Source organism: Phycisphaerales bacterium, from assembly GCA_020852515.1.
In the GTDB taxonomy this organism is placed as follows: Bacteria; Planctomycetota; Phycisphaerae; order Phycisphaerales; family UBA5793; genus UBA5793.
This window is the reverse complement of record JADZAS010000032.1, coordinates 1-25,589: the sequence shown is the minus strand read 5'-3', so window position 1 is coordinate 25,589 and position 25,589 is coordinate 1. Positions and strand designations below refer to the sequence as shown.

Here is a 25,589-nt window from a genome sequence, read left to right as displayed (position 1 = left end):
GCGGCTTGAACCGCCGCACTCCAGCGAGCGCGGGTTCGAGTCGATTTACATGGGTATGTATCGCTCACCCGCATTCGGTCTGTGCTCACCAAAGCCCGGCTCGCGAGGCATCGCGGGCTCGAGCGAGCACAGCGGCTCCGGCGCACGGTGTCTCGGTGGGGAGGACACCGGCTCCGGACCTTGCCTTGTCGGGCGCCATGTGGTTCCCGGGGCAATGCATGAAAACGTGTCCCGCGGCGCCGGTCCGTCAAGGCGGTTCACACGAGCAGGTTCGGACCTTTTTGTGAAGGAGTCATCGATGAAGGTTTACCGTCGTACGAAGGGTTTTACGCTTGTCGAAATTCTGATCGTCGTCGTCATTCTCGGCATTCTGGCCGCCATCGTCATCCCGCAGTTCACCAACGCGAGCCAGGAAGCCTCCGCTTCTTCGCTCAAGAGCCAGCTGCAGACGGTTCGCAGCCAGATCGAGCTGATGCGCGTCAAGCACAATGGCTTTGTGCCTGACTTCGCGACCGATCAGTGGGTGCCCCTCACTGATCCGTCGACCTACAACGCCGCGTGGACCGAAGGTGCGTACCTTCAGTCTGACCCCATCAATCCGTTCACGGGTCAGTCGTTGATCGTCGCGGGCAGTGACCCGCTGACGGAAGGCAACCCCGCCACGGACGGTTGGCTGTGGGACGACGCCAACGGCCGCATCTACGCCGTCGGCTTCGACGAGATCAACAACGTTTACATCTATTAATAGTTGTAAACGCAGAACTTCAGAGGCGACAGCGGAAACGCTGTCGCCTCTCTTTTCCAATCAGAGCGGCCCGATCGGCCAGTGCGGGTGTACCGGGAGTTCCTTGCCATGCGCTTCACCTCAAGATCACGGGATCGTGGCTTCACGCTGATCGAGATCCTCGTCGTCGTGGTGATTCTCGGGATCCTCGCCGCGATGGTGATTCCGCAATTCACCAGCGCCCGCGTGGACGCCTCCGTCTCGACCGTCAAGAGCCAGTTGCAGATCGTGCGCGGCCAGATCGAAGTCTACAAGGCGCGGCACGGTTCGCTGCCTCCGCTGGGCACGAGCGGCACCGCCGCCGACTGGGACCCCCTGGTGAATCCGCCTGATGAAGTCAAGTACCTGCAGGCGGCGCCCTATAACCCGTTCACCGAGTCGGTCGGGATTGGCGTTGCCGAGTCCATCAACGTCGGTTGGGTCTGGGACGACGTAAACGGAGTGATGACCGCCCCGTATTTTGACGAAATCACCAATACCTACAACCCGCCCGGATGATCACTGCGCTGCAGCCATCCGGAAGTGCGGCACGCTCGCCTGAGGCGGCGCACGTTCGCGGCGGGTGGTTTCGATGGAGTGGCTGATGTTCAGCACGACCTCTCAGACCCGTTCGCACTGCTGCCGGATGCGGCGCGCGTTCACGCTCGTCGAACTGGTCATCGTCGTGCTTATCATCGCCATTCTCGCCGCGATCGTCATGCCGCGATTCTCGAGCGCTTCGGAAATCGCGGGCAGCTCGGCGCTCATGCAGGACCTGCGCTACATCCGCCAGCAGATCCAGGTCTACCGCGCCCAGCACTTTGGCGTTTCGCCCGGTTACGCGGGCGGCGATCCGAACGTGACGCCCACCGAAGCGGATTTCATCGCTCAGATGACCAACCCCACCTCCGCCGACGGCTCGATCGGGTCGAGTTCTTCCCAGACGTTTCGATTCGGTCCCTACATGGCGGAGATGCCCATCAATCCGATCAATCGATCCAGCGCCATCTGGGTCGTGCCCAATGGCATGACATTGCCGCCGGCCCCGACCGGGCCGACCACCTACGGCTGGCTCTACAAGCCCGAGACGCTCGAATTCAAGGCCTACGTCGCAGGTCAGGATGAGAATGGCCGAGCGTACTACGACTATTGATCCCGCCTCCAAGGCCCGGAACCTCAGACCCGGCGTGGCATGGAGCGAAGCGCTGTCGCTGCTGGCGCTGGGCTCGTTCATGGCCCTTTCGGCCGCGGTGATCGGCCCACGACTGATTCGCGGTTCGCCAACGGCGCCCGACGCGAGCGCCTCGGTGCTGCTCAGCGGCCCGCTGGCCGGCCAGCAGCAGATGCTCCGCGACCTGCTCGATCGCGCGGCGGCCATTCTCGCACTGCACGAGAGCACGACTCAGGCGGGCCAGCTCGACACACTCGTGTTGTGGCTCTCGGACGATCGCTTCCCCGGCCAGGTGAATCTCTCTGAAGTGCTCGTCATCCGGTTCAGTCCGATGCTCCGCTCGATCATCGCCTACACCTGGGCCCCGCCGGCGGAGGAGGATCCGATACTCTCGGACCAGGCGTGGGCCACGCCGCACCGCGTCGAGGAACTGGCCGCGCGAACGGACGTCGTCCGGGCGGTCGTCGCGCAGCCCGTCATCGCCTGCGAGGTTACCGGAATCAGGACGGCCCAGACGCTACGTCCGGACGCAACTGAAGAACCGTTGGCGTTGAGGCTTACCTGGTTTGACGAATCTACCGATAGTCGCGATGTGAGCACGATTCGGACGGGACTGCGCCTGCTCGCTCGCTCCAGACGGTTCTGAGCATCGTCTCAGGCGAGTTCCTCCACCGAAACAAGGAGTTGCGTCATGCGCCGATCAAAGTACCTCAACGCCATGCTGACCGTCAATGCGGTCGCGCTGTGCCTGCTGGTCGTGATGTTCGCAACCGATCGCGGCGTGCTGGCGCGCCCGGCCATGGCGAGCGAGCAGTTCGGCATTCCCGACGCGGCCAGCCAGCGGCTCGAGATGATCCGCGAACTGCGGCGCATTTCCGCATCGATGGAAACTCTTCGCCGCGATCTCGAGAAGCGCGAGTTCAACGTCAAGGTGACGTCGATGCCGCCGGTCAAGGTCGAAGGCGGCGAGTCGAAATAGCCGCATGAGCAAAGAGGGTGCTGGAGGTACGGAGCAGATCGAATGCGTAGTTCTTCACTGCCGAAACAGATGGGGCGGTACGCGTCCCGGGCGTTCACGCTCATCGAAATCCTCATCGTGGTGACGCTCATGGGCATCGCCGCGTCGCTGCTCATTCCCAATATGAGCAATGCGGTGAGTTTCGAGACCGAAGCGGCGGTGCGGCAGATCGTTGCCGATCTTTCGTTTGCCCAGTCCGACGCCATGGCCAGGCAGGCGCCGCGGCGCGTGCTCTTTGCCGAAGATGGCAGCGGGTATCGCATCCTCGCCTCGCCCTTCGATCCCGAGAACGACGTGCTCTATGACCCGATCTCCGACGGCGGGTCAGGCAAGTACATCGTCAACTTCCAGACCGATGAGCGCTTCCGCATGCTGGCGCTCGAAGAGGTCGTCTTCGACGGCGCCAACAACTACATCACCTACGACGCCATCGGCGGACCGATCAATGGCGAGAACGCGTCGAGCATCGGCGGTTCGCTCGTCGTCACTGGAAGCGACGGGCGGTTCCAGATCAATGTGAGCGGCTTCACGGGGCGCGTCTCCGTACAACGGCTCGAATAGCAGTCAGTCTGGCGCACGCGAGAAGGAGCGCTTCGGGTGAGATGGAAGATCCTGAACAAAGCGGCATTGCCCATCGGCGTGGACATCGGCCACAGCGGCGTCAAACTCATGCAACTCGATGACGCCGGCGGGACGCTTCGCGCCCTGGCGGCGGCGCGCAAGTCCTACGGCCGTCCGCTCCCGGACGAACCGGTGCAGCGCAAACTCGAGATCGAGCGCACGCTGCGCTCCGCCCTGGAGATGGCCGCGTTCAAGGGTGATGCGTGTGTCATCGCGCCCAGCCCGTCTGATCTCATGCTTCGCGCCGTCCGGCTTCCGACGATGACCGACGACGAGCGCAACAAGGCCGTGCGCTGGGAGGCCTCGGAGCGCTTTGGCGTGCCGATGGATGCCATCGAGGTGGAGTGGATCCGCGCCGGCGAAGTCTCGCAGGGTCACGACACGCGCGACGAGGTCATCCTCATTGCCGCGCGTAGCGCAGTGCTCGGATCGTACCTGGATGCGGCAATAGGGGCCGGCCTGCGCCCACTGGCGGTCGATGCTCCGTTCCTCGCCGCCGCGCGCAATCTGACCCGGCCCCTGCGGCGCCAGGAAGACAAGTCAGTCGTGCGGATGATCATCGACGTCGGGTTGAGCCTGACGACCGTGTGCATCACGCGCGGCCGTGAGCTCGCTTTCGTCAAGGCCGTGGAGATCGCCGGCAAGGAATTCAACAAGGCCGTGTCCGAGCGGCTCAGTCTTGACGACGACGCCGCCCGGCAGTTGCGCATCGAGCGCATGTCCCAGGACACCGAATCGGGCAGCGCCGATCGCGTCAGCCGGGCTGCGTTCGAAGCGACCCGGCCGCTCATGCACGAACTGGCGCAGGAGGCGGCACTGTGCCTGCGTTATTACAGCGTGACGTTTCGCGGCGCCCGGCCTGACTTTGTGAGCATCATCGGCGGCGAAGCGCGTGAGCCGAATCTGGCCGCCGTTCTCACCGAGCACCTCAAGGTGGATGCCCGCGTCACCGGCCCGCTCGAGGGCATCGACGTCACCGGCGCGGAAATGCGCCTGGATCGCCGCCACGCGGCACTCACGGAGTGGGGCGTCGCCGCCGGGCTGAGCATGCGCTCGGCGTCGTCGCAGCAGCCTTCGCTGGTCGATCGCGTGGCCGCCACCGCGTCGCGCAAGGGCGCTGAGCGAAAGAGAGGTGCCGCGTGAGCCGCAGTATCAACCTCATGCCGCCCGCCTACCGCGAGCGCCTGGGCAACTCACGCCTCAGGCAGCGCTTCACGACCTACGGGCTTGTCGCGGCGCTGGTCATCGGCACACTCGTCATCCACTCCCGGGCCGGCGTGAATCGCATGAAAGCCCAGGCCAGCGATCTGACCGCCCGCGTCGCCGAACTGGAATCCGTCCGCGCCGAGTCGCTCGAATTGAACCGCAAGGCCGACGGGCTCGCGCAGAACCTCTCCGACTACTACCGCCTCGCCCTGCCGATCAACGTGACCGACGTGCTCGGCCTGCTGAGTCAGAACATGCCCGAGGGGCTGTATGTGACCGAACTCATCGTGGGCGTCGGCCAGCGGGCGGAATCGATGTCGGCCATGGAGGAACTGCGCCAGCGCGTCAATCGATCAAAGAGCCGCAAGGCGGACGATCGCCGCCAGGTGCGCTACCTCTCGGTGGACATCACCGGCGTGGGACAGGATGGCGTGAAGGTCGCCGAATTCGTCGGCCGCCTCGAGACGCAGCCCGCTTTCGGCCGGGTCCAGCTCGACTACGACCGGACCAAGAGCATCGATCAGTCCGCGGTGCGCGAATTCCGCGTGCGTTTCGAAGTCGATCTCGAGTGCCGGTATCTTGCGAGCGCGGATGGGCAGGAAGGGGCAGCCGGCGATGAATGAGATGATCAGCCGCATCAAGTACGGCGGTATTCTGCTGGCGGTCACGGGCGCGGCGTACTTCACGCTCGTCCGGCCGGCCTACAACACGCGGGCAACGGTGCTCGCGGAGGTCAAGGCGCTCACCAGCCGCGTGGCCCTCGCGGATGAAGACTTTGCCAGCCGCGATCGGGCCCGGCGGCGGCTGGCTTCGCTTCAGTCCCGACTCGACCAGGAAACCAAGGCGATTCCTGAGTCCAGCGACGTCGCCGGCGTCATCAGCGGGATTTCCACTGATATCCGGTACCTCGGCCTGAGCGGCCAGAAGCTCGACCGCGGCAAGGACACCGCCGTCGGCTCCACGGCCAGCAGTGGGCTGATGATCGAAACGACGGGTCAGTTCGACGTCGTGATCGATCTGCTCCGCCGCGTCGAGGCGCTGCCGAGGCTCGTGCGCATCAGTTCGCTCACGGCACAGAACCTGGACCACAACTCCGGTGTGGTCAAGGCGACCATCGGGCTGGACGTCTACTACCGCATCGCCGGCGAAACGGCTGCAGCGCCCACCAAGCCGTGAGGAGGAGCCAGACGTGAACGAGGATCTGCAACGAATCTGGATTCGCCTTTCCTCAGACCGCCGCAAGTTCAGCGCCATGTGCGTGCTCGCGGTGGTGGGGCTGCTGCTGTGGGCGCGCCTGCTGCTGCTCAACGACGTGCCTCGCACCGGCCTGGCCGAACCCGTTGCCGGCGAGACGGCGCCCGAACCGGACAAGTCCAATACGCCGCCGAGCGGCTCCGCGAAATCGAGCGACCGACCGGCGATCGAATCGGCGCCGATCGTTTATCTGGACTCCACGACCGACCTGGCGCGGAATTTCTTCCGATCGCCGGAGGCAATGTTTCCCCAGACGGAACAGGCGGCTTCGGTTGACGACACTGCCCCCAAGTCACAAACGGATACGCCCGAAGATTCTCCGGAGACGGAGCAGCAGCGCATCGCCAAGGAGGCGTTGACGCTCCAGCTCGAGAGTCTGATCCTCGGCAGCGCACCGGCGGCCGTCATCAACGACCGCGTCGTGCTCGAAGGAGGACGGATTGAGGGTTTCGTGCTTGAGCGCGTGCTCAAGCGGAGTGTGATCCTGATGAAGGATCAGGTGCGGGTGGAACTGAAGATGGACACTCCGGGCTGATCCGGCGCGCACCAGCGCTCCGACCTGGGGAGGGAGAAAGCAATCATGTTGGACTGCACGAACGGGAAGTTCTTCTCGCTGGGTTTGCTCCGCTCGTACGGGTTGGTCTGTGCCGCCTGCGTCGGCCTGGCAAACCCCGCCATGGCGCAGGTCGATCTCGACGCGTGGGCCGACGATCCGCCGGCCTCGAACGCGACGACCGAGACCGACGGCGGCGACGACCTCGCCGGCAAAGTCGCCGTCTCGGCGTACTCGACGGTTGACATCCACGTGCAGAACACCGACCTGGCCAAGGTGCTGCAGATGCTCAGCATCCAGAGCCAGCGCAACATCATCGTCTCCAAGAACGTCAGCGGCACCGTCAGCGCTGACCTCTACGACGTGACCTTCTTCGAAGCCCTCGACGCCATTCTTAACAGCAACGGCTACGGCTACATCGAGGAAGGCGCCTTCATCAAGGTCTACACCCTTGAAGAACTTCGGGCCATCAAGGAAGCGGCACGCCAGCTCGCGTATCGCCGCTTCGAGCTGAGTTATCTCAACTCGACGGACGCGTCGATCTTCGTGCAGCCTCTTCTTTCCGACAAGGGCACCATCGCCATCAGCGCCGATGTCGACGCCGGCCTCAAACCGGATGAATCCAATGGCGGCGCCGACAACTGGGCCAATGCGGCCACGCTCGTCGTGCACGATTACGAAGAGAACATCGAAGAGATCGCGCGGCTCATCGGCGAACTGGACATCCGCCCCCAGCAGGTGCTCGTCGAGGCGACGGTCCTGCAGAGTTCGCTCAATGAGGACAACGCCTTCGGCGTGGACTGGAGCATTCTCGCCGACGTCAACTTCAGCGACTTCACCAATCCGCTCTCCATCGTTGATGACCTCATTACGGGTGCCGGCGACGGCGGATTCCAGCCGGGCGACAACAAGGCGACCACGATTCGCTCGAATGTCGGCCAGACGCAGCGCGCCGGCGGCCTGAAGATCGGCGTCATCTCTGATGACATTTCCGTCTTCCTCCGCGTGCTTGATGAAGTCGTGGACACCACTGTCATCTCGCGCCCGCGCGTCCTGGCCGTCAACCGCAACCGCGGTCAGATCCTCATTGGCCGCAAGATCGGCTACCTCTCCACGACCTCGACCGAAACGAGCACGACGCAGACCGTGCAGTTCCTCGATACTGGTACGCAACTGATCTTCCGGCCCTTCGTCGGCAAAGATGGCTTCATCCGCATGGAACTCAAGCCCAGCGTGTCCGAAGGCATCGTCCGCGACGTGACCGGCAGCGACGGCAGCACGTTCACCATTCCCGACCAGATCACCCAGGAACTCCAGACCAACGTGGTCGTGCGCGACGGCTACACGATCGTGCTCGGCGGCCTGTTCCGCGAAGAGACCACGCTCACGCGCCGCCAGGTTCCCGTGCTGGGCGACATTCCCATCATCGGCGCCGCGTTCAAGGGCAAGGAAGACGCGACTCGCCGCAGCGAAATCACCTTCCTCATCACGCCCTCGATCATGCGCGATGAAGTGCTCATCGCCGAAGGCAGCCGCGCGAACGAACTCGTCAACGACGCGCGCTTTGCCGCCCGCAACGGCGTGCTCTGGTGGAGCAACGACCGCCTGACCTCAAATCACAACCTCGCAGCTGAAGAAGCCATCGCCGCCGGCGACTTCGAACTGGCGCTGTGGCACATCGACTGCTCCCTGCACCTGCACCCGGATCAGCCGCTCGTGATCGAAATGCGCGAACGCCTGCTGGGCAAGTCGGAGAAGTGGTTCAACGGCTCGATGATGCGCCACCTCACCGACGAGCGCATCAAGGCGAGCATGGACCTCAAGAACACGACCGAGAAAACGGCCAGCGTACCCACGGAGTTCTCCAGCGACCCGCTGCTCGGCCCGGGCAGCGCCGATGCCAATCCGCTCGACATCGAGTCGCTTCTGTTCGACGATCAGCCCGAACCGACGCCCGTGTCCGATGTGGCCCCGGCCGGCGAGCCGCAGGCCGAGCCTGCGACCGGCAGCCAGCCGACGGAGGAACCCGGCAAGCAGTCGGGCGCTCCCGAGACCAGCGGCGCCACCAAGACCGCCTCGGCAAGCAAGAGCGGCAAGGCATCGAAGAACGCCAAGGCCGGCAACGCCGGGGACCGCGACATCTCGTGGGGCGCCACGAACGATCCGGCGCAGCTCGAATCCGACACCTGGTGGGAGGACTTCACCGCGGCGATCTCACCCGAAGGCTTTGAAGTCTGGCAGCTCACGCAGCCGGAGTCGAACGGCGATCAGGGCGTGGCGATCAACCCCGACGGCGATCCGTGCCTGCTTGAAGCGGCGCAGGGCGGCAGCGCCGTGCAGGTCGCGCAGTTCAACGCGCAGGTCGGGCAGTCGCTGGCGATCCTCCAGTCGCTCAGCCCGATGGGCACGATGCACTTCGGCCCCGTCTTTGCCAATTACCAGGCCTGGCTGGCGGATCAGCAGACGCTCACCGGCTATGCCGAAGTCCCGACCGAAGGCGCCAATGACCCGATCCGGTAATCGGCCCGCCCCCCGCACACCCAAGAGAGGTTGTCCCATGACCATTTCCACGATGTTCAAAGTCCTCACGCTCGGATGTGCGGCGGCGGCGCTCAGCCTCAGCGGCTGCGCCACCCACACCGCAGGCGAGCAGGCTCGCATCGACGCCAACACGCGCCTGAACACCAACAAGGCCGAACTCGGCGCCCAGCAGGCGCGGCAGGACTTCGAGGTCGGCAACCTCAAGAACGCGCTGTTCAACATCAACGGCGCCATCGAACTCTCGCCGGACAACCCGTCCTACCACATCATGCAGGGCCGCATCCTCATCGAGATGAATCATCTCGATCCGGCGATGCAGGCGTTGCGGCAGGCGACGACGCTCGATCCCAACGGCGGCGATGCCCACTACTACGCCGGGCTCATCTATCAGCGCTGGTCGGATCTCGCCAACGCGGTGGAAGAGTACCAGGCCGCCCTGCGCACCAATCCGACGAATGCCGATTACATGCTCGCGTCGCTCGAGACGCTGATTTCCATGCGCCGGCTGGACGAAGCGGAGGCCCTCATCGAGTCGTCTCGCCCGCACTTCGAAAACAACGCCGCGGTTCGGCGCTCGCAGGGCCACCTGGCGATGCTGCGCGACCAGCCGGTGCTGGCCGCCGAGCACTTCCAGAAGGCGCTCCTCCTGAATCCCGATGACAAGAGCATCATTGAAGTGCTCATCCTCGCCTACATGAAGGCGGGCAACTTCGCCAAGGCCGAGTACTACCTGGATCAACTCTTCCGCGAATCCGAATTCGCACAGAGGCCCGACCTGCGGCATCTCAAGGCCCTGTGCCTCGCCGCCAATGACCGGCTCGTCGAAGCCCGTTCCGTCTACCTGAAACTCGTCGATGACGATCCGAGCGATCCGCAGATCTGGTTCGAACTCGGCAGCGTCGCGTTCAAACTCGGCGACATGCGCCGCGTGCAGAACGTCGTGAGCCGCACGATGGCCGTGTGGCCGAACCGGTTCGAAAGTTACATGCTCCGCGGGATGGTCCTCGAGCACGAGAATCGACTCGACGAGGCGATCACGAATTACCAGAAGGCGTGCAGTCTGCGGCCGCAGCACGAAGAGCCGTATCTCCTTCTGGGCCTGGCGCTCCAGGCCAAGGGTCTCGACGCCGAGGCAGGCAAGGCCTTTCAGATGGCGCGCATGGTCGCCCCCAAGAGCGAGCGGGCTCAGAGCCTCGTGACACTCGCGGGCGTTGAAACTGACGCGAACCTCGATGAGTCGCCAAATCGCTGAATGGTCCGCGGGCAAGGGAGTGAGCGAGAATGAGACTGGCGTGGATGATCTCCCTGTGCGTCGGCGCGGCGGCGCTGCTCGCCACGTTGCTCAGCGTCCTGGCGGTAACGGCGCTGGGCCCGGGGCTGGCGTCGCTGCATCTGTCCACCGTGCTCATCCAGGCCGCAGTTGCCGGCGCTCTCGGGGCTGCCGGCGGTTGGGCGGGCGGCTGGCTGCTCAGCGGGCAGCTGGTGCGCCTTGGCGCGATCCTCTCCACCGCCGATGCCACCGAAGCCCCGACGACCCGGCTCGTGGCGCCGCTTGACGGCCTTGCCCGGCGGCACCTCGAAGTGATCGAAGAACTCGCCGCCGAGTCCCGCAACGCCAAATCGCAGGTTCGCCAGATCGAGATCCGCAAGCACCTGGCCCAGACCGAGGTTGAACACCTTTCCGGCGTGCTGCACTCGCTCCGCGACGCCGTACTGGTGACCAACGAGTTCAACGAACTCGTCATGGCCAACGAGGCGGCGGCATCGCTGTTCAAGTTCGACCGCGAAAGCGCACTCAACAAGCCGATCGCGCAGGTGCTGCCCGAAAAGGCCATCGTCGCGCTTATCGGCGAGGCGGCCGAGGCGGGCAACACCTCATCGCGCAAGCACACCGAGTGCATCCTGCCCCGCGATCCCGAGCCGCTCAATCTTGAAGTCTCGCTCTCTTCCCTGGCCGCAGACGCCGCAAACGAGGCGGCAAGCGTGGTGACGATCCTGCACGACATCACGCAGGAGCGCCAGGTCAGCCGCATGAAGAACGAGTTTGTGAGCAAGGCGAGCCACGAACTGCGCACGCCGCTCAGCTCGATCAAGGCCTACGTCGAGATGCTGCTCGACGGCGAAGCGAAGAGCGAGAAGGACCGCCGCGAGTTCTACGAGATCATCCAGCACGAAGCCGAGCGCCTCGGCCGCATGATCGACAACATGCTCAACATCAGCCGCATCGAGGCGGGCATGATCACGGCGACGTGGGAGACAGTGGACATCATTCCCATCGCCCAGGAGGCGGTGGAACTGCTCAAGCCTCAGGCCGCCGAGAAGGACATCAGCATCCACTTCCAGCGGCCGCACCAGGCTTGCCATGCCGAGATCGACCGCGACATGATCAAGCAGGTCATCACGAACCTGATCTCCAACGCGATCAAGTACACGCCCGAGGGCGGGCGCGTGACTGTCGCGCCGGATCTGACGGACTGCGATCGGTCGGTCATCGTCTCGGTGAATGACACGGGTCTGGGCATCCCGCCCGAGTCGCTGCCGAAACTGTTCAGCAAGTTCTATCGCGTGAACAAGCACGAGCGCGTGGCCAAGGGCACCGGCCTGGGTCTCAATCTCGTGAAGCAGATCGTCGAGGCCGTGCATCACGGCGAAGTTGGCGTCGAAAGTGAAGTCGGCAAGGGAAGCCGCTTCTGGTTCATTGTCCCATGCAAGCAGGGAGCGTAAGCGATGGGTCAGCACAGCGGCAAGCGGCAGGGCAAGACGCGGATTCTCGTCGTCGATGATGAGACCTACATCCAGCACGTGGTGCACCTGAAACTCTCCAACGCCGGCTACGAAGTGCTTACCGCTTCGGATGGCGAAGAGGGTCTGCAGATGGCCACCGAAGAACAGCCCGACCTCATCATCACCGACTACCAGATGCCGTTTCTCACCGGCCTGGAGATGTGCCAGCGCCTCCAGCAGAATCCCGCGACCGCTTCGATTCCCGTCATCATGCTGACCGCGCGCGGCTTCGCGCTCGACGACGCCGACTTGCGGTCGGTCAACATCCTCAAGTGTCTCGGCAAACCCTTCAGCCCAAGAGAACTCGTCGCCTGCGTCGGAGCCGCAGTCGGCGACAAAACCGTTGCATGACCCATGCCGCCTCGCCGAATCCTCTTGATCGACCCGATCTGCGGGAGGTGCTCACGCATCTTGCGCTGCGGTGTCACTCGCTCCCCGCGGCGGTCATGGCGGCGGGGCCGGCGCTTGAAGATCCGCGCGTGCTGGAGAACCAGTTCGCCTGGCTCTTCGATCTGCTCGGCGGCGCGCCGGAGGTCGTGAAACTCGTCACCGCCCAGTTCGGATGTGAAATCGAATCCGCTCGCGGACTGGCGCTCGAGGCGCCCTTGCTGCTCATCGTGCTGCCCATCCTCCAGCGCCGCCGGCGCGTGGGCCAGGTCGTCTGCCTGACGCCGGAGCGCGAACTGGCCAATCATCCGATGCTCGCGTCGCTGGCGGTGAATCGAACGCCCGGCGGCAGCGATCCGCGCGCCCAACTCCTCGTGCAGCCGCTGCCGGACCGCAGCGCCGTGCCGACGCTCATTCAGGCCATCGACTGGTGGCTGCACGACCTGTGCGAACTTCGCGAAGCCGCAGGACACATCGAATCGTTCGGCCGCCAGTTGACAGACGCCTACGAGGAACTTGCGCTGCTCCAGAAGGTCAGCCGGAACATGAACGTGGTGCGCCAGCCGCGCCAGTTCCTCGATTCCGTGTGCAAAGACCTGCTCGAGGTCATGCCCTACCGCTGGACCGCGCTGAAACTGAGCGAGAAAAAGCAGGGGTGCGACGACTTTGCCGACCTGCTCTTCCGGGCCGGCGATCTCACCTGCGACCGCCAGCAACTGCTCCGCGTGATCAACGGCATCATCTCCACGCGCTGCGACGGCAAACCGATCGTCCGCGAGGAAGGCCTCACCTGCGACTGTCCCGAACTCGAGTCACTCGAACGGTCCATCATCGTCCAGCCGCTCGCTGACGATGACGTTGTCTACGGCGCCCTGGTCGCGGGCGGCAAGATCGGCGAAGAGGCGCAGGTCAATTCGTTTGATCTGAAGATCCTCGGCGCCACGGCCGAGCACGTGCGCATCTTCCTCGACAACGTCGGCCTCTACGACGGCCTGCAGAAAATGTTCCTCGGCACGCTCGAAGCGATCACCGCGTCCATCGACGCCAAGGATCGCTACACCTGCGGCCACTCGCGTCGCGTGGCGTATCTGAGTCGCGAACTGGCCATCCAGGCGGGACTCGATCACGCCGTGGTCGAGCGCGTTCACATCGCCGGGCTCGTGCACGACGTGGGCAAGATCGGCGTCCCCGAAGCGGTGCTCTCCAAGCCCGGCCGCCTGACCGACGACGAATTCGACATGATCAAGAAGCACCCGGAAATCGGCGTGCGCATCCTCCGCGACATTCCCAACTTTGACGACATCATCCCGGGGGTCATGTCGCACCACGAACGCTTCGACGGGCGCGGCTACCCGCACCAACTCAAGGGGAGCGAAATCCCGCTCTTCGGCCGCATCGTCGGCATCGCGGACGCATTCGACGCCATGAGTTCGACGCGCACCTACCGCCGCGCTCTCTCGTCGGACGATGTGCTGGCGGAGATGCGGCGCTGCGCCGGCAGCCAGTTCGACCCGGACCTGATTCCACATTTCCTCAGAATCAATTTCGCTGTCTACGAGCAGATGCGCGACCATGATCGCGCTCTCGAGCAGCAGAGCGGAGTGGCGGCATGAAACTCAAGTACGAAGACCACGACAAGATCTCGATCGTCTCCATCGAAGGCGAGATGACGCACGACCATATCGATTCGTTCCGGCGAACCGTCACGGAGCGCATCAACAAGGGGACGCGCGACTTCGTCCTGCAGGTGCAGAAAATGACCTTCATCGACAGCGCCGGGCTCGAATCGCTGCTCTGGCTGCAGGAAGCCGCCGCTGAGCACCTGGGCCAGATCCGCGTCGTCGCGCCCGAAGAGAATATCCGCAAGATCCTCGAGATCACGCGGCTCCAGCATCAGTTTGACATGCATGAAGAAGTGACCGACGCAATTCGCAGTCTGCGCTGATACGGCGCCGCCGCGCCGCGTCGCGCGGCCACGCAGGGAGTACGTCATGATTCAAGCAACCGCGGCCACCGATCGCTGCTCGCTCCGCGACGGCACCAAGATGCAACTCGGCGAGATGCTCCTCGATCGGGGACTGCTCACCGAGGCGCAACTCAAAGAGGCCCTCGCCGGCCAGGGCGAAGGCGGACACCGCAAACTGCTCGGCGAAGTGCTCGTCGAGATGGGATACGTGACGGAAGACCAGGTCCTCTCCGTCCTTGCCGAGGCTTACGGCGTCCCGTACGCCAAGGTGTCGCCCAAACTGGCCGACCCAAAAGTCATCGAGTCGCTGCCGCGTGAATTCCTCGAGACGCACGGCGTGCTGCCACTCTTTCACGTGCGCGGGCGCCTCACCGTCGCCGTCGCCGAACCCGCCAATCTCTACCTCGTCGAGGAAATCACCCGGCTGAGCAACTGCGACGTGCAGATCGTCGCCAGCGCCGCCACCGACATTCAGAACACCCTCCGGCAATACCTGCCCGACGCCAACGTCTTCGTCATTGACGACATCTACCAGGAGTTGAACGACGACGACTTCGCCGTCGTCGAGCGCCAGATCACCGAACTGTCGAAACTCGAAGAGGTCGCCGGACACTCGCCGGTCGTCAAACTCGTCAACTTTCTCATCTACTCGGCGGTGCAGGAAGGCGCTTCGGACATCCACATCGAGCCGGAGAACGGGCGCCTGCGCGTCCGCTACCGCGTGGACGGGCGGCTGTACCAGAAGATCAGCCCGCCGCCGGCGATGCAACTGGCCATCGTCAGCCGCATCAAGATCATGTCGGGCATGGACATTTCGGAGCGCCGCCTGCCTCAGGACGGCGACATTCACGTCATGCTCGACGGCCGGCCCGTGGACCTGCGCGTCTCGACCATGCCCGGCAAGAACGGCGAGAAGGTCGTCGTCCGCATCATCGACTCGAGTAACGCCATCGTCAACGTCGAGAAGCTCGGCTTCACGCCAGACATGCTCAAAACCTGGCGCGGCATCGTGAGCCAGCCCAACGGCGTCGTGCTGGTCACCGGCCCCACAGGCAGCGGAAAGTCAACGACGCTCTACTCCGCCCTCGTCGAACTCAACTCCGAAGAAATCAACATCAGCACGGTCGAAGACCCCGTCGAGGCGGGCATCGTCGGCATCAACCAGTTCCAGGTAAACGAAAAAGCCGGCTTCACCTTCGCATCCGCGCTGCGTTCGATGCTGCGGCAGGACCCGGATGTCATCATGGTCGGCGAGATCCGCGACACGGAAACGGCGCGCATCGTCACCCAGGCCGCGCTGACCGGCCACCTCGTGCTCAGCACGCTGCACACCAACGACGCCCCCAGCGCCGTGACGCGGCTGATCAACCTCGGCGTCGAACCGTACCTCGTGGCCGCCATCGTACGAGGCGTGCTCGCGCAGCGGCTGGTCCGCAAGATCTGCGTGCACTGCAAAGAGCCGCTCGAAGTGGACGCCATCTCGCGCAAGGCCGTCGAACAGTCGATCGGCAAATTCGAGACGCTGTACCACGGCGTCGGCTGCGCCAAGTGCCGCAACACCGGCTACTCGGGCCGCGTGGGCATCTTCGAACTCTTCATTCCCAGCGAGCACGTGCTCGAAGCCATCAGCAAGGGAGCAAACCTGCACGAACTGCGGACCGTGCTCGGCAAGATCAAGTACGTCAACCTGCGCCAGGACGGCCTGCGCAAGGCGGTTGAAGGCCTGACAACGGTCGAGGAAGTCTTCTATTCAACGGCGCTGTGAGCCGGTCGGCCAGAATGGAGAATTGAGCCATGGGCGTCTTCACCTATCGCGCGCGGGATCTTCGGGGCGAGTTGATCGACGGAACGATCAATTCCGAATCGATCATGGAAGCCAGCCGCATCCTGCGCGCCGAAGGCAAGTACGTGCTCGACATCACGCCCGGCGTCATCAAGTCGATGGAGAGCCGCGTCGAGCAGATCCGGACCGCGGAAGCGGCGCGCCGCGTCTCCCGCCCCGACGTGATCGAATTCTGCCACCAGATCTGCGTCATGCTTGAGGCGGGCGTGCCGCTTGGCGATGCGCTCGAAGCGTTCAATGAGGTCGGCCAGACGACTCCGTTCCGCCGAATCTCCCGCGCCATCCAGGACGAAGTTCATTCGGGTGCGACGCTCTCCTCGGCCATGTCCCGCTGGCCGCGCGTCTTTCCGCCCATCACGGTCACGCTCGTCAAGGCGTCAGAAGCCTCGGGCACGATGGCGCTCATGCTCGGCCGCGTTGCCAAGTACATGACCAAGGAAGTCAAGACCGCCAAGCAGATCCGCGGCGCGCTCGCCTACCCCTGCGTCATGATCCTGCTCTCTCTGGGAATCACCGCGTTTCTCGTCACGGTCGTGCTCCCGCGCTTTGCGACGATCTACGCCAAGCGCGCCGCGATGCTGCCGCTGCCAACGAAGATGATGCTGGCCATGAGCAACTACCTCCAGCACAACTGGATCCCGATTGTGCTCGGCGTGGGCGCCGTCGGCTTCGCCACCGTCATCTTCATGCGCACCCGGCAGGGAAGGCGGATGCTCGACTGGACCAAACTGCACGTGCCCGTCATCGGGAGCATGTACCGCCAGTTGTTCCTCACGCGCAGCGCCCGCACCATGGCCACGCTGCTCGTTTCAGGCGTCGATCTGCTCGAAGCCGTCTCCATCACGCGCGGCATCACCAACAACTGCTACTACCAGTTGCTCTGGAAGCAGGTCGAGTTCGATCTCGAGCAGGGTCGATCGCTGAGCAACGCGTTTTCGCAGAGCAAACTCATCCATCCCAGTGTCGTGCGAATGATCTCCGCCGGCGAACACACCGGCCGCCTCGGACCGGTCATGGAGCAGATCGGCGCCACGGCCGAGGATGAACTCGATGACGCCATCACGCGCGTCACGCAATTCATCGAACCGACGATGATCGCCATCATGGGCGCCGTGGTCGGTTTCGTGGCCATCGCCATGCTTCTACCCATCATGACGATCTCCAAGGTCATCAAGTAACGCCGCCAACGGATGAATGAAAAAGGACCGGCGAGCGCGCTCGCCGGTCCTTTCAACTCTGATGCGGATCGGTCAGTTGCTGCCGCCGCTGTTGGAGTTGCCCTCTTCCGCCGGCCGGCGGCGACGGGGCCCCTCTTCGGTCTGCTCCTCCTCTTCGGTGCCGCGCACCTCGCGGGGCAGCAGGGTCTCGGCGTTGGCGACGTTGAACGCCGTGATCGCAGCGCACGTTGACGACTGCACGAGGTACTCGGGAATCGCCTGGTCCAGCTTGTCGTTCTGCGTGTGCCACGCGTAGCGGTAGTTCGCCCGGCCGACCTCGTCCCAGAAGAATCCCGGCACGCCCTTGGCGTTGAACGAGGCGTGATCGCTCGCTCCGCCGCGCGGCATGCGCGGGTTGATGTGCACTTCGACGGGCATGTCGGGGAAGGCGTCGTTTACCGGCGCGGTCGCTTCGATGAGCATCGGCGCCATCGGCTCGACCACCTGCAGGCCGCCCTCGTAGTTCGTGCCGCCGTCATCCACGAACACCGCCGAGATCTTCGACAGTTCCTCCTCGCTGAGCGTATCGACGTACGCCCGCGAGCCAAGCAGACCCTGCTCTTCGCCGGTCCACAGGATGAAGCGGATGGTCCGCTTGGGCCGCACGCCGCTGGCGGCAAGAATCCGCGCCGCCTCGAGCGTGACGCACGTGCCCGTCCCATTATCCACCGTGCCCTGCGAGCCGGGGCCATCCCAACTGTCCGTGTGCGCGGAGATGATCACGACCTCGTCAGGCTTCTCCGTGCCGGGGATTTCGGCGATCACGTTGTAGCAGGGGACCGGGCCAGGTATGAACGTTGCCTGGCAGTCGAACTCCACGACCACTTCCTCGCCGTCGGCGATGCGGCTGTTCATCGCGTCGTAGTCGGAGCGGCGGACGCTGATGTTGGTCCACGTCGGCAGGTTTTCAAGGTCCACATCCCGGAATCGCCCGCTCGTGTGCACGATCTCGCCGCCTCGCGCTGCGGAAATCACCCCGGCGATCCCGGCTTCCTTGCACTTGGCGAGCCAGTCCGTAGGCGTGGCGCCTGAGGTCTCGACGACGCCGCGCCGCGAGCCGCGCGCCTTCGCCGGCTGCAGGATCCACGCGCCCTTGAGATTCTCAGCGATCGCGTCAAACTCCTCCTGATTGCTCGGCTCGCGGTAGACGGTGCCGCGCACCGGACCATTGGTTCCCGGGCTCCACGCCGGCCATGAGAATTCGAACTCGCGATCCCCGCCCTGGGCTCCGATCATGCGGCCATACGAGGGCCCGCGATCGAAGCCGACCGGAATCGTTCCCCACTCCCGAACCTCGACGTTCTGCAGCCCCCACGAGCGGAAGAGTTCCGCCTGCCACTCGTTGGCCACTTTCGCGCGGGTCGAGCCGGTGAGGCGCGGGCCGATCTCCTGGGTCAGGTAAGTCAGGTGCTCCATCACCTGGTTGTTGTTCTTGCCCTCATCGATGATCCGCATTACTTCCGCGGACCACCCGTGCTCGGCGATCGACACATCCGGCCCCAGATGGGCGTTGGACTCTTCGCTGGCGGCGCAGCCGGGCAGCATGGCAGCCAGGCAAAGTCCGAGGGCGGCACTGAATCGACGGACACGGACAAAACCAACATGTTCGAGCATTGGGCACCCCTTGTCTGATGAATGTCCCGACGCCCCTCGTACGGCTCAACCGCCGTCCAGTTGCGTCACAGCCAGTGGGGGTATCCTACCCGGCCAGCCCGACTCAGATGATCCGCCCGAGCAGGAAATCATCGCTGTTGTCGTTGTCGAGGAACCACGTCTCGCCCTTGTTGGTCACCCGCCCGGTGCCGGTGTCGAAGGTGATGCGATCGACGCTGCGGGCGGCCAGGCCGAACGCGGTGCCGCCGTTGTCCCCGTCGATGTCGCCCAGCGTCACCTTGCCGAACGTGACGGCACAGAAGAACGAATTGACCACATCAAACAGTTCATCGCGCAGTCCCCGGATCTTGAGCGTCTTGACGCGGGCGTCTTCGTTGACGATGAGACTCGGATCGACCACCAGCCCGCTGTTCACGGCCAGATCAAAGCCGACGTAGAAGTTGCTGTCGATCGCCGCGCCCAGTTGGATGAGATTGATCGAATCCTGCGACTGCACCAGCAGGTTTCGCGCGGCGCCGAGCACCTTGACCGACTTGGACGCCTGATGGAAGTGCGAGCCATCCTCGCGGAGCAGGATCGAGCCGGTCGCGTCGCCGCGCAGCACCGCCGAAGTGAAGGCCCTGGCATCAATGTCGCCGTCAAAGTTCTCGCGCACCTTCACGCGCGAGATGCGGCCGGGCGCTTCGATGCTCACGCCGATGACCGCGCCGCGCACGTCGATGGTCTTCCATGACTCGTGCTTGTCCGTCTCGGTCCAGACCGTCCAGACGCCGCCGATCGCGTCGCCGATGACCTTGATCACGGCTCGATCGCCGTCTTCGATATCGAGGCGCTGCACCGCCATGTCGCCGCGCGCATCGAAGCGGACGAGTTCACCGAATGAGTACGTTCCGCCGGTGATGTCATCGGCCATGAACTTGCGGGCCTGGCGCCCAACGATGAAGCGAGAGTCGCCGCCGATCATGTCAAAGCGGATGTCGCCCGCGACGCCCTCATCCTGACGGATGTTGAAGTTCGTGCCGCCCATGATGCTCTCGAACCGACCGGTGCGGAGACTGTCGAGATCGACTCCGGCGCCGTCGATGTCGGTGCGCAGCACCTTGAGCGTGCGAAGTCCCGAACCCATGATCCCGCTGATCGTGGCCAGCCCGTCGCCGTCGCCGCGGCGCTTGACGTTGATCGTCAGCGTATCGCGCGAAGCGTCCGATTCACCCAGGGTGATGACCAGTCCGCCGTCCGTCTCTTCGACGGCAAACAACCCCGTGCGCGAGTTGAAGCTGATCGTGATCAGATCGCCGTCCGCGCTTTCGAACTCATACGACGAGTAGTACACCGTCGTGTCGGCCACTTCGGTGCGGATGACCGTCGCCGTGCCGCGGAAGACCGGCGTCGTGCCGATCTCTTCAAAGAGGCTGATGAGCACGATCGGCGCATCGCTGTTCACCTGCGTGAACTGCCCGAGGTTGCGCGGGCCGTAGGTCTCGAAGGTGATCGCGCCTCCGTCGCGGCTCGCGGCGGTGATGACGATCTGCGGGTCGCCGCCGGCGTAGTCCGTCACGAGAACCTGGTTCGATTCCCATTCGTCCACGAACGTCCTGGTCGTTCGCGTGTGCTGGTCGCCGATGACGATGAACTGGGCGTCGAACAACTTGCCGCGCGTCGGCTGGGCGATCGTCCAGTGCGCCTCGTTCATTTTCGCGATGTCGGTGCGGGCCCGGAAGATGCCCGGATCGCCGGTTGTCGAGCCGAGAAGGTCCAGCAGCACCTCATGGGCGTTCTGGCGCATCACCTCGGCGCCCTCGACGCGGTCGCCCCACTGGATGCTCAGCAGGTTGACATCATCATCGAGAAAGGCGTCGCCCCGGCTGTCGATGTCCTCGTTCATGATCGAGCCGGCCGCGTTGGTGTCATCCGGATCTTCCGCCCGCAGCCCGAGGTTGCGCCCGATGTAGTGGGCAATGCTGTTGCGCAGATCGTCGTAGTCGTACTCGCCGAAGCGGGCGATCTCGTCGGAGAACACCACCGCCGTGTCGCCCCGGTTGCCGTTGTCGAGATCGAGCGTGTCCGCCAGGCCGAACGACCGCTGCGAACCGTTCGCGTTGCGGAAGTTGACGTAGTTGAAGAGTTTGCCGAACGTCGTCGAAGTGTTCAGCGGCCGCAGCAGCCATTCTGTGCTCGCGTTGTTGTCGATCGTCACCGTGTCGCTGTTGCGGCCGCCGATGACGACGCGCATGAACTCGCCGCCGATCGGCTCATCGGTCACGAAGGTGATGTTGAAGTCGGCAAAAAGCGTCTCCATGTCGCCGCGGATGATGTCCGCAAAGTTGCTGCCCAGGCCGAAGTCGTTGGCGTCAAACTCGGGCACGTCATAGTGCGTGCCGCTCAGGAAGAAGTCGTCGATGTCGTGCCCGTCGAAGTCGAGGTACACCACCTGCGGCTCTTCGAAGCGCACGTTGTCGATCAGCGCCCACGCGTCCTTCATCGGGTCGCTCGAATCGGCGATCGTGATCTCGATGTCCAGCGTCATCACCCCGCCGGGAATGGTGTACGACGCCGTGAGCAGGTCGGTGTACTCCGTGCCGACTTCAAAGCCAAAGCCCGGCACATCGGCGTCGAGTTCGGGGTCGCGCTCGTTGACGACGTACGCCCCGCCGGCCTCGATGCGGCCGCGCCCGTCGGACTGCGCGATGTTCACGCCGTTGACGGTGATATCGAGAAAATCGCCGCCGTCCGTGTCCATGTCCGATGCGTAGAGAAAATCGATGAGCAGCCGCTGCGACACGAGCGAGAAGGGCACGTCGATCGTGAAGCGGATCGTGGCGTAATCGTCGGCCGAGCCTTCATCGCCCAGGTCGCGGTAGCGCGTCGTCATGTCGCGCGTGCCCGAGTCGGTCGTTCGCACTCCGTCGAACGCATGCGCCGTGCTGATGCACACGAACTGCCCGTTCGGGCCCGACGGCATGCCCAGCAACCCCTCCACCGTGTAATTCTCAAACACACCGATTGCGTCGTCGTGGCCTTCGTAGGTGACGACCACGCCCTCGGGCAGATCGAGCGCCGCGGCAATATCCGCCGGCGTGGCGCTGAGCAACTTGCGCCGTTCGAGCGGCTGAAACGCGGGGCGCGACTGGGACGGGTTCTGAATTGTCCCACGGCGACGGATCGTGCGATCGCGAAACGCTGGCATGATGCTTCTCCCGTAACTCGGTGCTCGAGCCCGCTGCACATCAGATGCGCCGGCTCGCAGTTCATTCGCCCGACGGTGGTGGGAAAGGCGGAAAACCCCGCCGCTACCTCGCTGTGTCGCATCGCGCGACGTTCGTCGGTCGATCCCGTCGGCAGGCGCGGCCCGCCGATCCTCACGCGCAGCCCGATCGTGCGGCGCTGCGTCTACACTTGCGGCGTGCTTCCGATGATCGTTCATCTCAGCGCTGCCGCCGCAGTACTTGCCATGTTATGCGCCCTGCTGCTGGGCGTCATCCCGGCCTTAAGGAACGAATCGCCGCACTCGCGCGCCCTGCACGCATGGCTCGACATCTGGATCCCCCTGATCCTCGCCCTGCCCGTCGTCGCCCTGCCATTTCTGGCCGGCTCATCGCACCTGAGCCAGCCCGCGACGCTCAGCCTCATGGTCACGCTGCCGGTCTCGGCCGCTGGTCTCATCGTCGGCCTCGCCTTGGTCGATCCGCGCAACCGGCCCGTTTCCTTCGTTCCCTGGCATCATCTGGCGGCCCTGCTGGCCGTGGCCGCCGCATTGACCCTCGCTTCCATCACCGGCCGCCTGAGCGACTGGTCCGGCCACGTGCTGCTTACGGCCGCGATCCTCTGGCTCTGGACGGTCAGCAGCGAGCCCAGCCCCGCCGCACGGGCCGCAAATGCCGACGGCGATCCCGTCTTCCTGGTGGACTGGACCGGCCCACTCGCCCGGCCGGTCGGGGCGCCGGCCAGCGCGGCTCTGGCGGTCGGCCCGCTGGTTCTGCTGGCCGCGGCCGCGGCTCCCTATCTCAGTTCACTCGACTCCCGGGCGCCCCTCAATGCTGAGCTTCGTTTCCTCTGGCTACCCGCCTCTGCGGGCGCCGTGACGCAGATGGCCGTGCTCGCCGCCCTCTGGTGGCGCGTCAGCCCTGCCGCCGCGATCCGCTGCGGCGTGTCAACCGTCATTCTCATCGTCCTGCTGGCGACCGGGGTGCTCTGCGTGCGGCTCATCCCGTGGCTCACGATCATCGCCGGCTTTCGCCAGGGCGTCGAGGCCTCCTACGAAGTGCGAGATCTGACTCGGCTCGACGCTTTGAGCGTCCCTGCCGCACTCGTGCTCGGCCTGTCGCTGGTCGGGCTGTCGAGGTGGTGCTCGCGCCGCTCGCTGGCTGCAATGGGCCTGGCTCTGGCCGCAGCGGCGTTCCTGTCGCTGTCGCTGAGCATCGCCGGCGTCCGTGCCGCGTGGCCCGCTGCCGACGCGGCCGCCGCCCCGGCCGGAGAGGAGGAAGAACAGGAAGAACCAGGCGCCGGCGGCGGCGCCCCGCAATCAGACGCAGGCACTTTTCTACAAGACCGCGGCATCTGACCGAACAAGAATCACGCTTGGTGCTCTCTCCCAGCCGCTGTGCATGAGGCGCAGCGCTCATCGCCGCCCACGGAAGGGGTTGCTCTTGAACGCCGTCATGACCTACCGCCGCCGCGTCCTGCCTTCGGTCCGCGAGTCCATCACGCATAAGTTCTGCATCAACGGCCAGGAAGGCTACCTGACCATCGGCCTGCACGCCGACGGCTCGCCGGGCGAACTGTTCATCAAGATCAGCAAGGAAGGCTCGACGCTGTCGGGCCTCATGCAGGCCTATTGCCTGGCCTTCAGCCTCGCGCTGCAATACGGCCTGCCGCTGCAGGATGCCATTGTGCGCTTCAAAGGCATGCGCTTCGACCCCATGGGCCCGACGACGAATCCGGACATCCCCGAAGCCAAGAGCATCATCGACTACACCGCCCGCTATCTCGAACAGCACTTTGTGGACAAGGCCGGCCGGGAGTAGCGGCGGGGCATCGGTCATCTCGTCTGCAAAAACGCAAACCGGCCGGGCGCGAGGCCCGGCCGGTGTGTTCACTTGTGCGGGGCGAAGTGCGACCCGCAGGCGAAGTCCTCCGCAGATTACCTGCCGCGACCGCCGCCGCCGCCGCGGCCGCCGGAGTACCCGCCACTGCGGGCCTCGCGCGGCCTGGCTTCGTTGACCGTCAGGTCGCGGCCGTTCATGTTCTTGCCGTTCATCTCGGCGATGGCCTTGTTGCCCTGCGAGGCGTCGGGGATCTCGACAAAGCCGAAGCCGCGTGCGCGGCCGGTGTCGCGATCGGTGACGATGGTCGCCGTCGCGGCGCCGTAAGGCTCGAACATTTCGCGCAGATCGTTCTCGGTGACTTCGAACGAAAGATTTCCTACGTACAGTTTCATCTGAAGATGCTTCCACGTGCCCAGAGATTGAGACCTTCGCTCGAACCTGGGCGGGTGGGAAGCGTCGGGAGACCGGCCGGTCCGCGAAACTGGCTCGGGCCGTTGCCCGAAGAGCGGATGACCGGTTGAATAAGCATAGGCGCCCCGGGCGATGAGAGGCCGGGCGGTCGCTGGGGCCGGGATGGGGGTTTGGTTTCCGAGGCATCGGGAGCAGGCGCTGGGAATCAGGCATCAGGCACTTGGCATTAGGCACTTGGCACTAGGGGAAGGCGTCCAAGCGTCGAGGCAGTGAGCGGGGTGAGTGGGTGATGGGGTGATGGGGTGATCGGGAAGGCATCGAGGGATCGAGGCAGCGAGGGGATGAACAACGCCCGGGCATGGCCATGCCTGGGGCGCCGTCGCGGCGGGTTGCGGCGTTGCAGCGCGTCATCACCTCATACCGATTCGCGTGCGGTGGCGTGCGCGGCGGGGCTTGATTTCGTGCCGTGAGTGCGGGGGCGAGGCGCGGCGCAGTGGGGGGCCATGTAAGAATTGTGCCGGGTGGCGCGGGCGGCAGGGGCGATTTTCAGAAATGTGCGAGGCAAATCGCGTGCCAACACGGGCGCGCACCGGGTGGCGCGCACGCCATGCGCACGGGATCGCTTCTGTGCGCTGGTTTCCGAGCAGCGCCGTGCGCGCCACGACGCTCATTCTGCCCAGAGCGCCAAATGGTCGCGGCTTTTGGGCGAGTTTCGTCGATTTTCATTTTTCTGGAGGGGGTGCAGGTGAGTTTTTTTCCGTTTTTTTCCGTTTCTGGCGCTGTCGCGCACAAGTCGCGCCTGACCCGGTGCGCTGGCGCGCGGGGCAAGAAACAGGCACCAGGCATTAGGCACTAGGCACTAGGCACTAGGGAGAGACAGCGAGCAGAGAAGAGAGGCACCGGGCACTTGGGGAAGAGAGGCGCCGGGCACTTGGCATCAGGCACTAGGGAACGTCAGTCTCACGCAGAGCCGCGGAGATCGCGGAGGGGAGTTGGCCGCGAAGAGGCGCAGAAGGCGCAAGAGGAGAGGCAACAGGCAGGGAGGGACCGAGGCATTTATCGCATGGGCACCTTCGCCGGTGGTGGCGGCTACCATTCGTCGTTGGTCAAGCGGACGGCGGCGCTGGCTCTTGGAACACACGTTTCGGCGGCGCGGCCGGCCGCGGAAGGCGGCAACGGCATGAGCAGACCTGAT

The 25,589-nt window shown here is 64.6% G+C and carries 22 protein-coding genes and 1 pseudogene; 20 read left to right on the top strand and 3 right to left on the bottom strand.

The window, feature by feature from the left end; translation table 11 throughout:
- Positions 1 to 298 precede the first annotated feature (298 nt).
- From IT430_19030 to IT430_18945, 18 genes and pseudogenes are all read left to right on the top strand, one after another.
- A complete protein-coding gene (locus IT430_19030; GenBank protein MCC6910033.1) occupies positions 299 to 745 on the top strand; it encodes a prepilin-type N-terminal cleavage/methylation domain-containing protein in 447 nt (148 codons plus the stop codon).
- A 108-nt stretch (positions 746 to 853) separates the two neighbouring features.
- Positions 854 to 955 (top strand): annotated as a pseudogene (locus tag IT430_19025) (prepilin-type N-terminal cleavage/methylation domain-containing protein).
- 412 nt (positions 956 to 1,367) lie between these two features.
- Complete coding sequence (locus tag IT430_19020; GenBank protein ID MCC6910032.1) at positions 1,368 to 1,916, top strand: type II secretion system protein; 549 nt, start codon at positions 1,368 to 1,370, stop codon at positions 1,914 to 1,916.
- The gene (locus tag IT430_19015) at positions 1,891 to 2,580 is read left to right on the top strand and encodes a hypothetical protein (protein ID MCC6910031.1); all 690 of its coding nucleotides are present in this window, start codon (positions 1,891 to 1,893) and stop codon (positions 2,578 to 2,580) included. Before IT430_19020 ends, IT430_19015 begins: the two co-directional genes overlap by 26 nt.
- A 45-nt stretch (positions 2,581 to 2,625) precedes the next feature.
- Positions 2,626 to 2,913, top strand: a complete 288-nt coding sequence (locus IT430_19010) for a hypothetical protein (protein ID MCC6910030.1) — start codon at positions 2,626 to 2,628, stop codon at positions 2,911 to 2,913.
- Between the two features lie 42 nt (positions 2,914 to 2,955).
- A complete protein-coding gene (locus tag IT430_19005) occupies positions 2,956 to 3,513 on the top strand; it encodes a prepilin-type N-terminal cleavage/methylation domain-containing protein (GenBank protein MCC6910029.1) in 558 nt (185 codons plus the stop codon).
- Between the two features lie 36 nt (positions 3,514 to 3,549).
- Positions 3,550 to 4,716, top strand: a complete 1,167-nt coding sequence (pilM, locus tag IT430_19000) for a pilus assembly protein PilM (GenBank protein MCC6910028.1) — start codon at positions 3,550 to 3,552, stop codon at positions 4,714 to 4,716.
- Entirely contained in the window at positions 4,713 to 5,402 is a 690-nt protein-coding gene (locus IT430_18995) for a PilN domain-containing protein (protein MCC6910027.1), read from the top strand. The genes pilM and IT430_18995 overlap by 4 nt, the downstream gene beginning before the upstream one ends.
- Positions 5,395 to 5,955 carry a type 4a pilus biogenesis protein PilO gene (gene pilO / locus IT430_18990; GenBank protein ID MCC6910026.1) on the top strand — a complete coding sequence of 187 codons (561 nt, stop codon included), beginning with the start codon at positions 5,395 to 5,397 and terminating at the stop codon, positions 5,953 to 5,955. Before IT430_18995 ends, pilO begins: the two co-directional genes overlap by 8 nt.
- 13 nt (positions 5,956 to 5,968) lie before the next feature.
- Positions 5,969 to 6,568, top strand: a complete 600-nt coding sequence (locus IT430_18985) for a hypothetical protein (protein ID MCC6910025.1) — start codon at positions 5,969 to 5,971, stop codon at positions 6,566 to 6,568.
- 45 nt (positions 6,569 to 6,613) lie between these two features.
- Positions 6,614 to 9,106, top strand: a complete 2,493-nt coding sequence (locus tag IT430_18980; GenBank protein ID MCC6910024.1) for a hypothetical protein — start codon at positions 6,614 to 6,616, stop codon at positions 9,104 to 9,106.
- A 37-nt stretch (positions 9,107 to 9,143) separates the two neighbouring features.
- Positions 9,144 to 10,379: a tetratricopeptide repeat protein gene (locus IT430_18975; GenBank protein MCC6910023.1), complete on the top strand. Its 1,236-nt coding sequence runs from the start codon at positions 9,144 to 9,146 to the stop codon at positions 10,377 to 10,379.
- A 29-nt stretch (positions 10,380 to 10,408) separates the two neighbouring features.
- Positions 10,409 to 11,851: a PAS domain-containing protein gene (locus IT430_18970; protein MCC6910022.1), complete on the top strand. Its 1,443-nt coding sequence runs from the start codon at positions 10,409 to 10,411 to the stop codon at positions 11,849 to 11,851.
- A 3-nt stretch (positions 11,852 to 11,854) separates the two neighbouring features.
- Entirely contained in the window at positions 11,855 to 12,262 is a 408-nt protein-coding gene (locus IT430_18965; protein MCC6910021.1) for a response regulator, read from the top strand.
- The gene (locus IT430_18960; GenBank protein MCC6910020.1) at positions 12,259 to 13,911 is read left to right on the top strand and encodes an HD-GYP domain-containing protein; all 1,653 of its coding nucleotides are present in this window, start codon (positions 12,259 to 12,261) and stop codon (positions 13,909 to 13,911) included. The genes IT430_18965 and IT430_18960 overlap by 4 nt, the downstream gene beginning before the upstream one ends.
- Positions 13,908 to 14,243, top strand: coding sequence for an STAS domain-containing protein (locus tag IT430_18955; protein ID MCC6910019.1), 336 nt, complete (start codon positions 13,908 to 13,910; stop codon positions 14,241 to 14,243). The genes IT430_18960 and IT430_18955 overlap by 4 nt, the downstream gene beginning before the upstream one ends.
- Before the next feature lie 46 nt (positions 14,244 to 14,289).
- The gene (gene tadA, locus IT430_18950) at positions 14,290 to 16,029 is read left to right on the top strand and encodes a Flp pilus assembly complex ATPase component TadA (protein MCC6910018.1); all 1,740 of its coding nucleotides are present in this window, start codon (positions 14,290 to 14,292) and stop codon (positions 16,027 to 16,029) included.
- 29 nt (positions 16,030 to 16,058) lie between these two features.
- Positions 16,059 to 17,285 carry a type II secretion system F family protein gene (locus IT430_18945; GenBank protein MCC6910017.1) on the top strand — a complete coding sequence of 409 codons (1,227 nt, stop codon included), beginning with the start codon at positions 16,059 to 16,061 and terminating at the stop codon, positions 17,283 to 17,285.
- 72 nt (positions 17,286 to 17,357) lie between these two features.
- On the opposite strand, the gene IT430_18940 is transcribed toward IT430_18945, so the two are convergent.
- Both IT430_18940 and IT430_18935 read right to left on the bottom strand, forming a co-directional pair.
- The gene (locus tag IT430_18940) at positions 17,358 to 18,938 is read right to left on the bottom strand and encodes a M20/M25/M40 family metallo-hydrolase (protein MCC6910016.1); all 1,581 of its coding nucleotides are present in this window, start codon (positions 18,936 to 18,938) and stop codon (positions 17,358 to 17,360) included.
- A gap of 103 nt (positions 18,939 to 19,041) precedes the next feature.
- Entirely contained in the window at positions 19,042 to 22,125 is a 3,084-nt protein-coding gene (locus tag IT430_18935; GenBank protein ID MCC6910015.1) for a hypothetical protein, read from the bottom strand.
- A 225-nt stretch (positions 22,126 to 22,350) separates the two neighbouring features.
- Between IT430_18935 and IT430_18930 the strand changes: the two genes are divergently transcribed.
- Complete coding sequence (locus IT430_18930; GenBank protein MCC6910014.1) at positions 22,351 to 23,499, top strand: hypothetical protein; 1,149 nt, start codon at positions 22,351 to 22,353, stop codon at positions 23,497 to 23,499.
- Between the two features lie 85 nt (positions 23,500 to 23,584).
- Entirely contained in the window at positions 23,585 to 23,962 is a 378-nt protein-coding gene (locus IT430_18925; GenBank protein ID MCC6910013.1) for a hypothetical protein, read from the top strand.
- Positions 23,963 to 24,078: 116 nt separating this feature from the next.
- On the opposite strand, the gene IT430_18920 is transcribed toward IT430_18925, so the two are convergent.
- Positions 24,079 to 24,375: an RNA-binding protein gene (locus IT430_18920; GenBank protein ID MCC6910012.1), complete on the bottom strand. Its 297-nt coding sequence runs from the start codon at positions 24,373 to 24,375 to the stop codon at positions 24,079 to 24,081.
- Between the last annotated feature and the right edge of the window lie 1,214 nt (positions 24,376 to 25,589).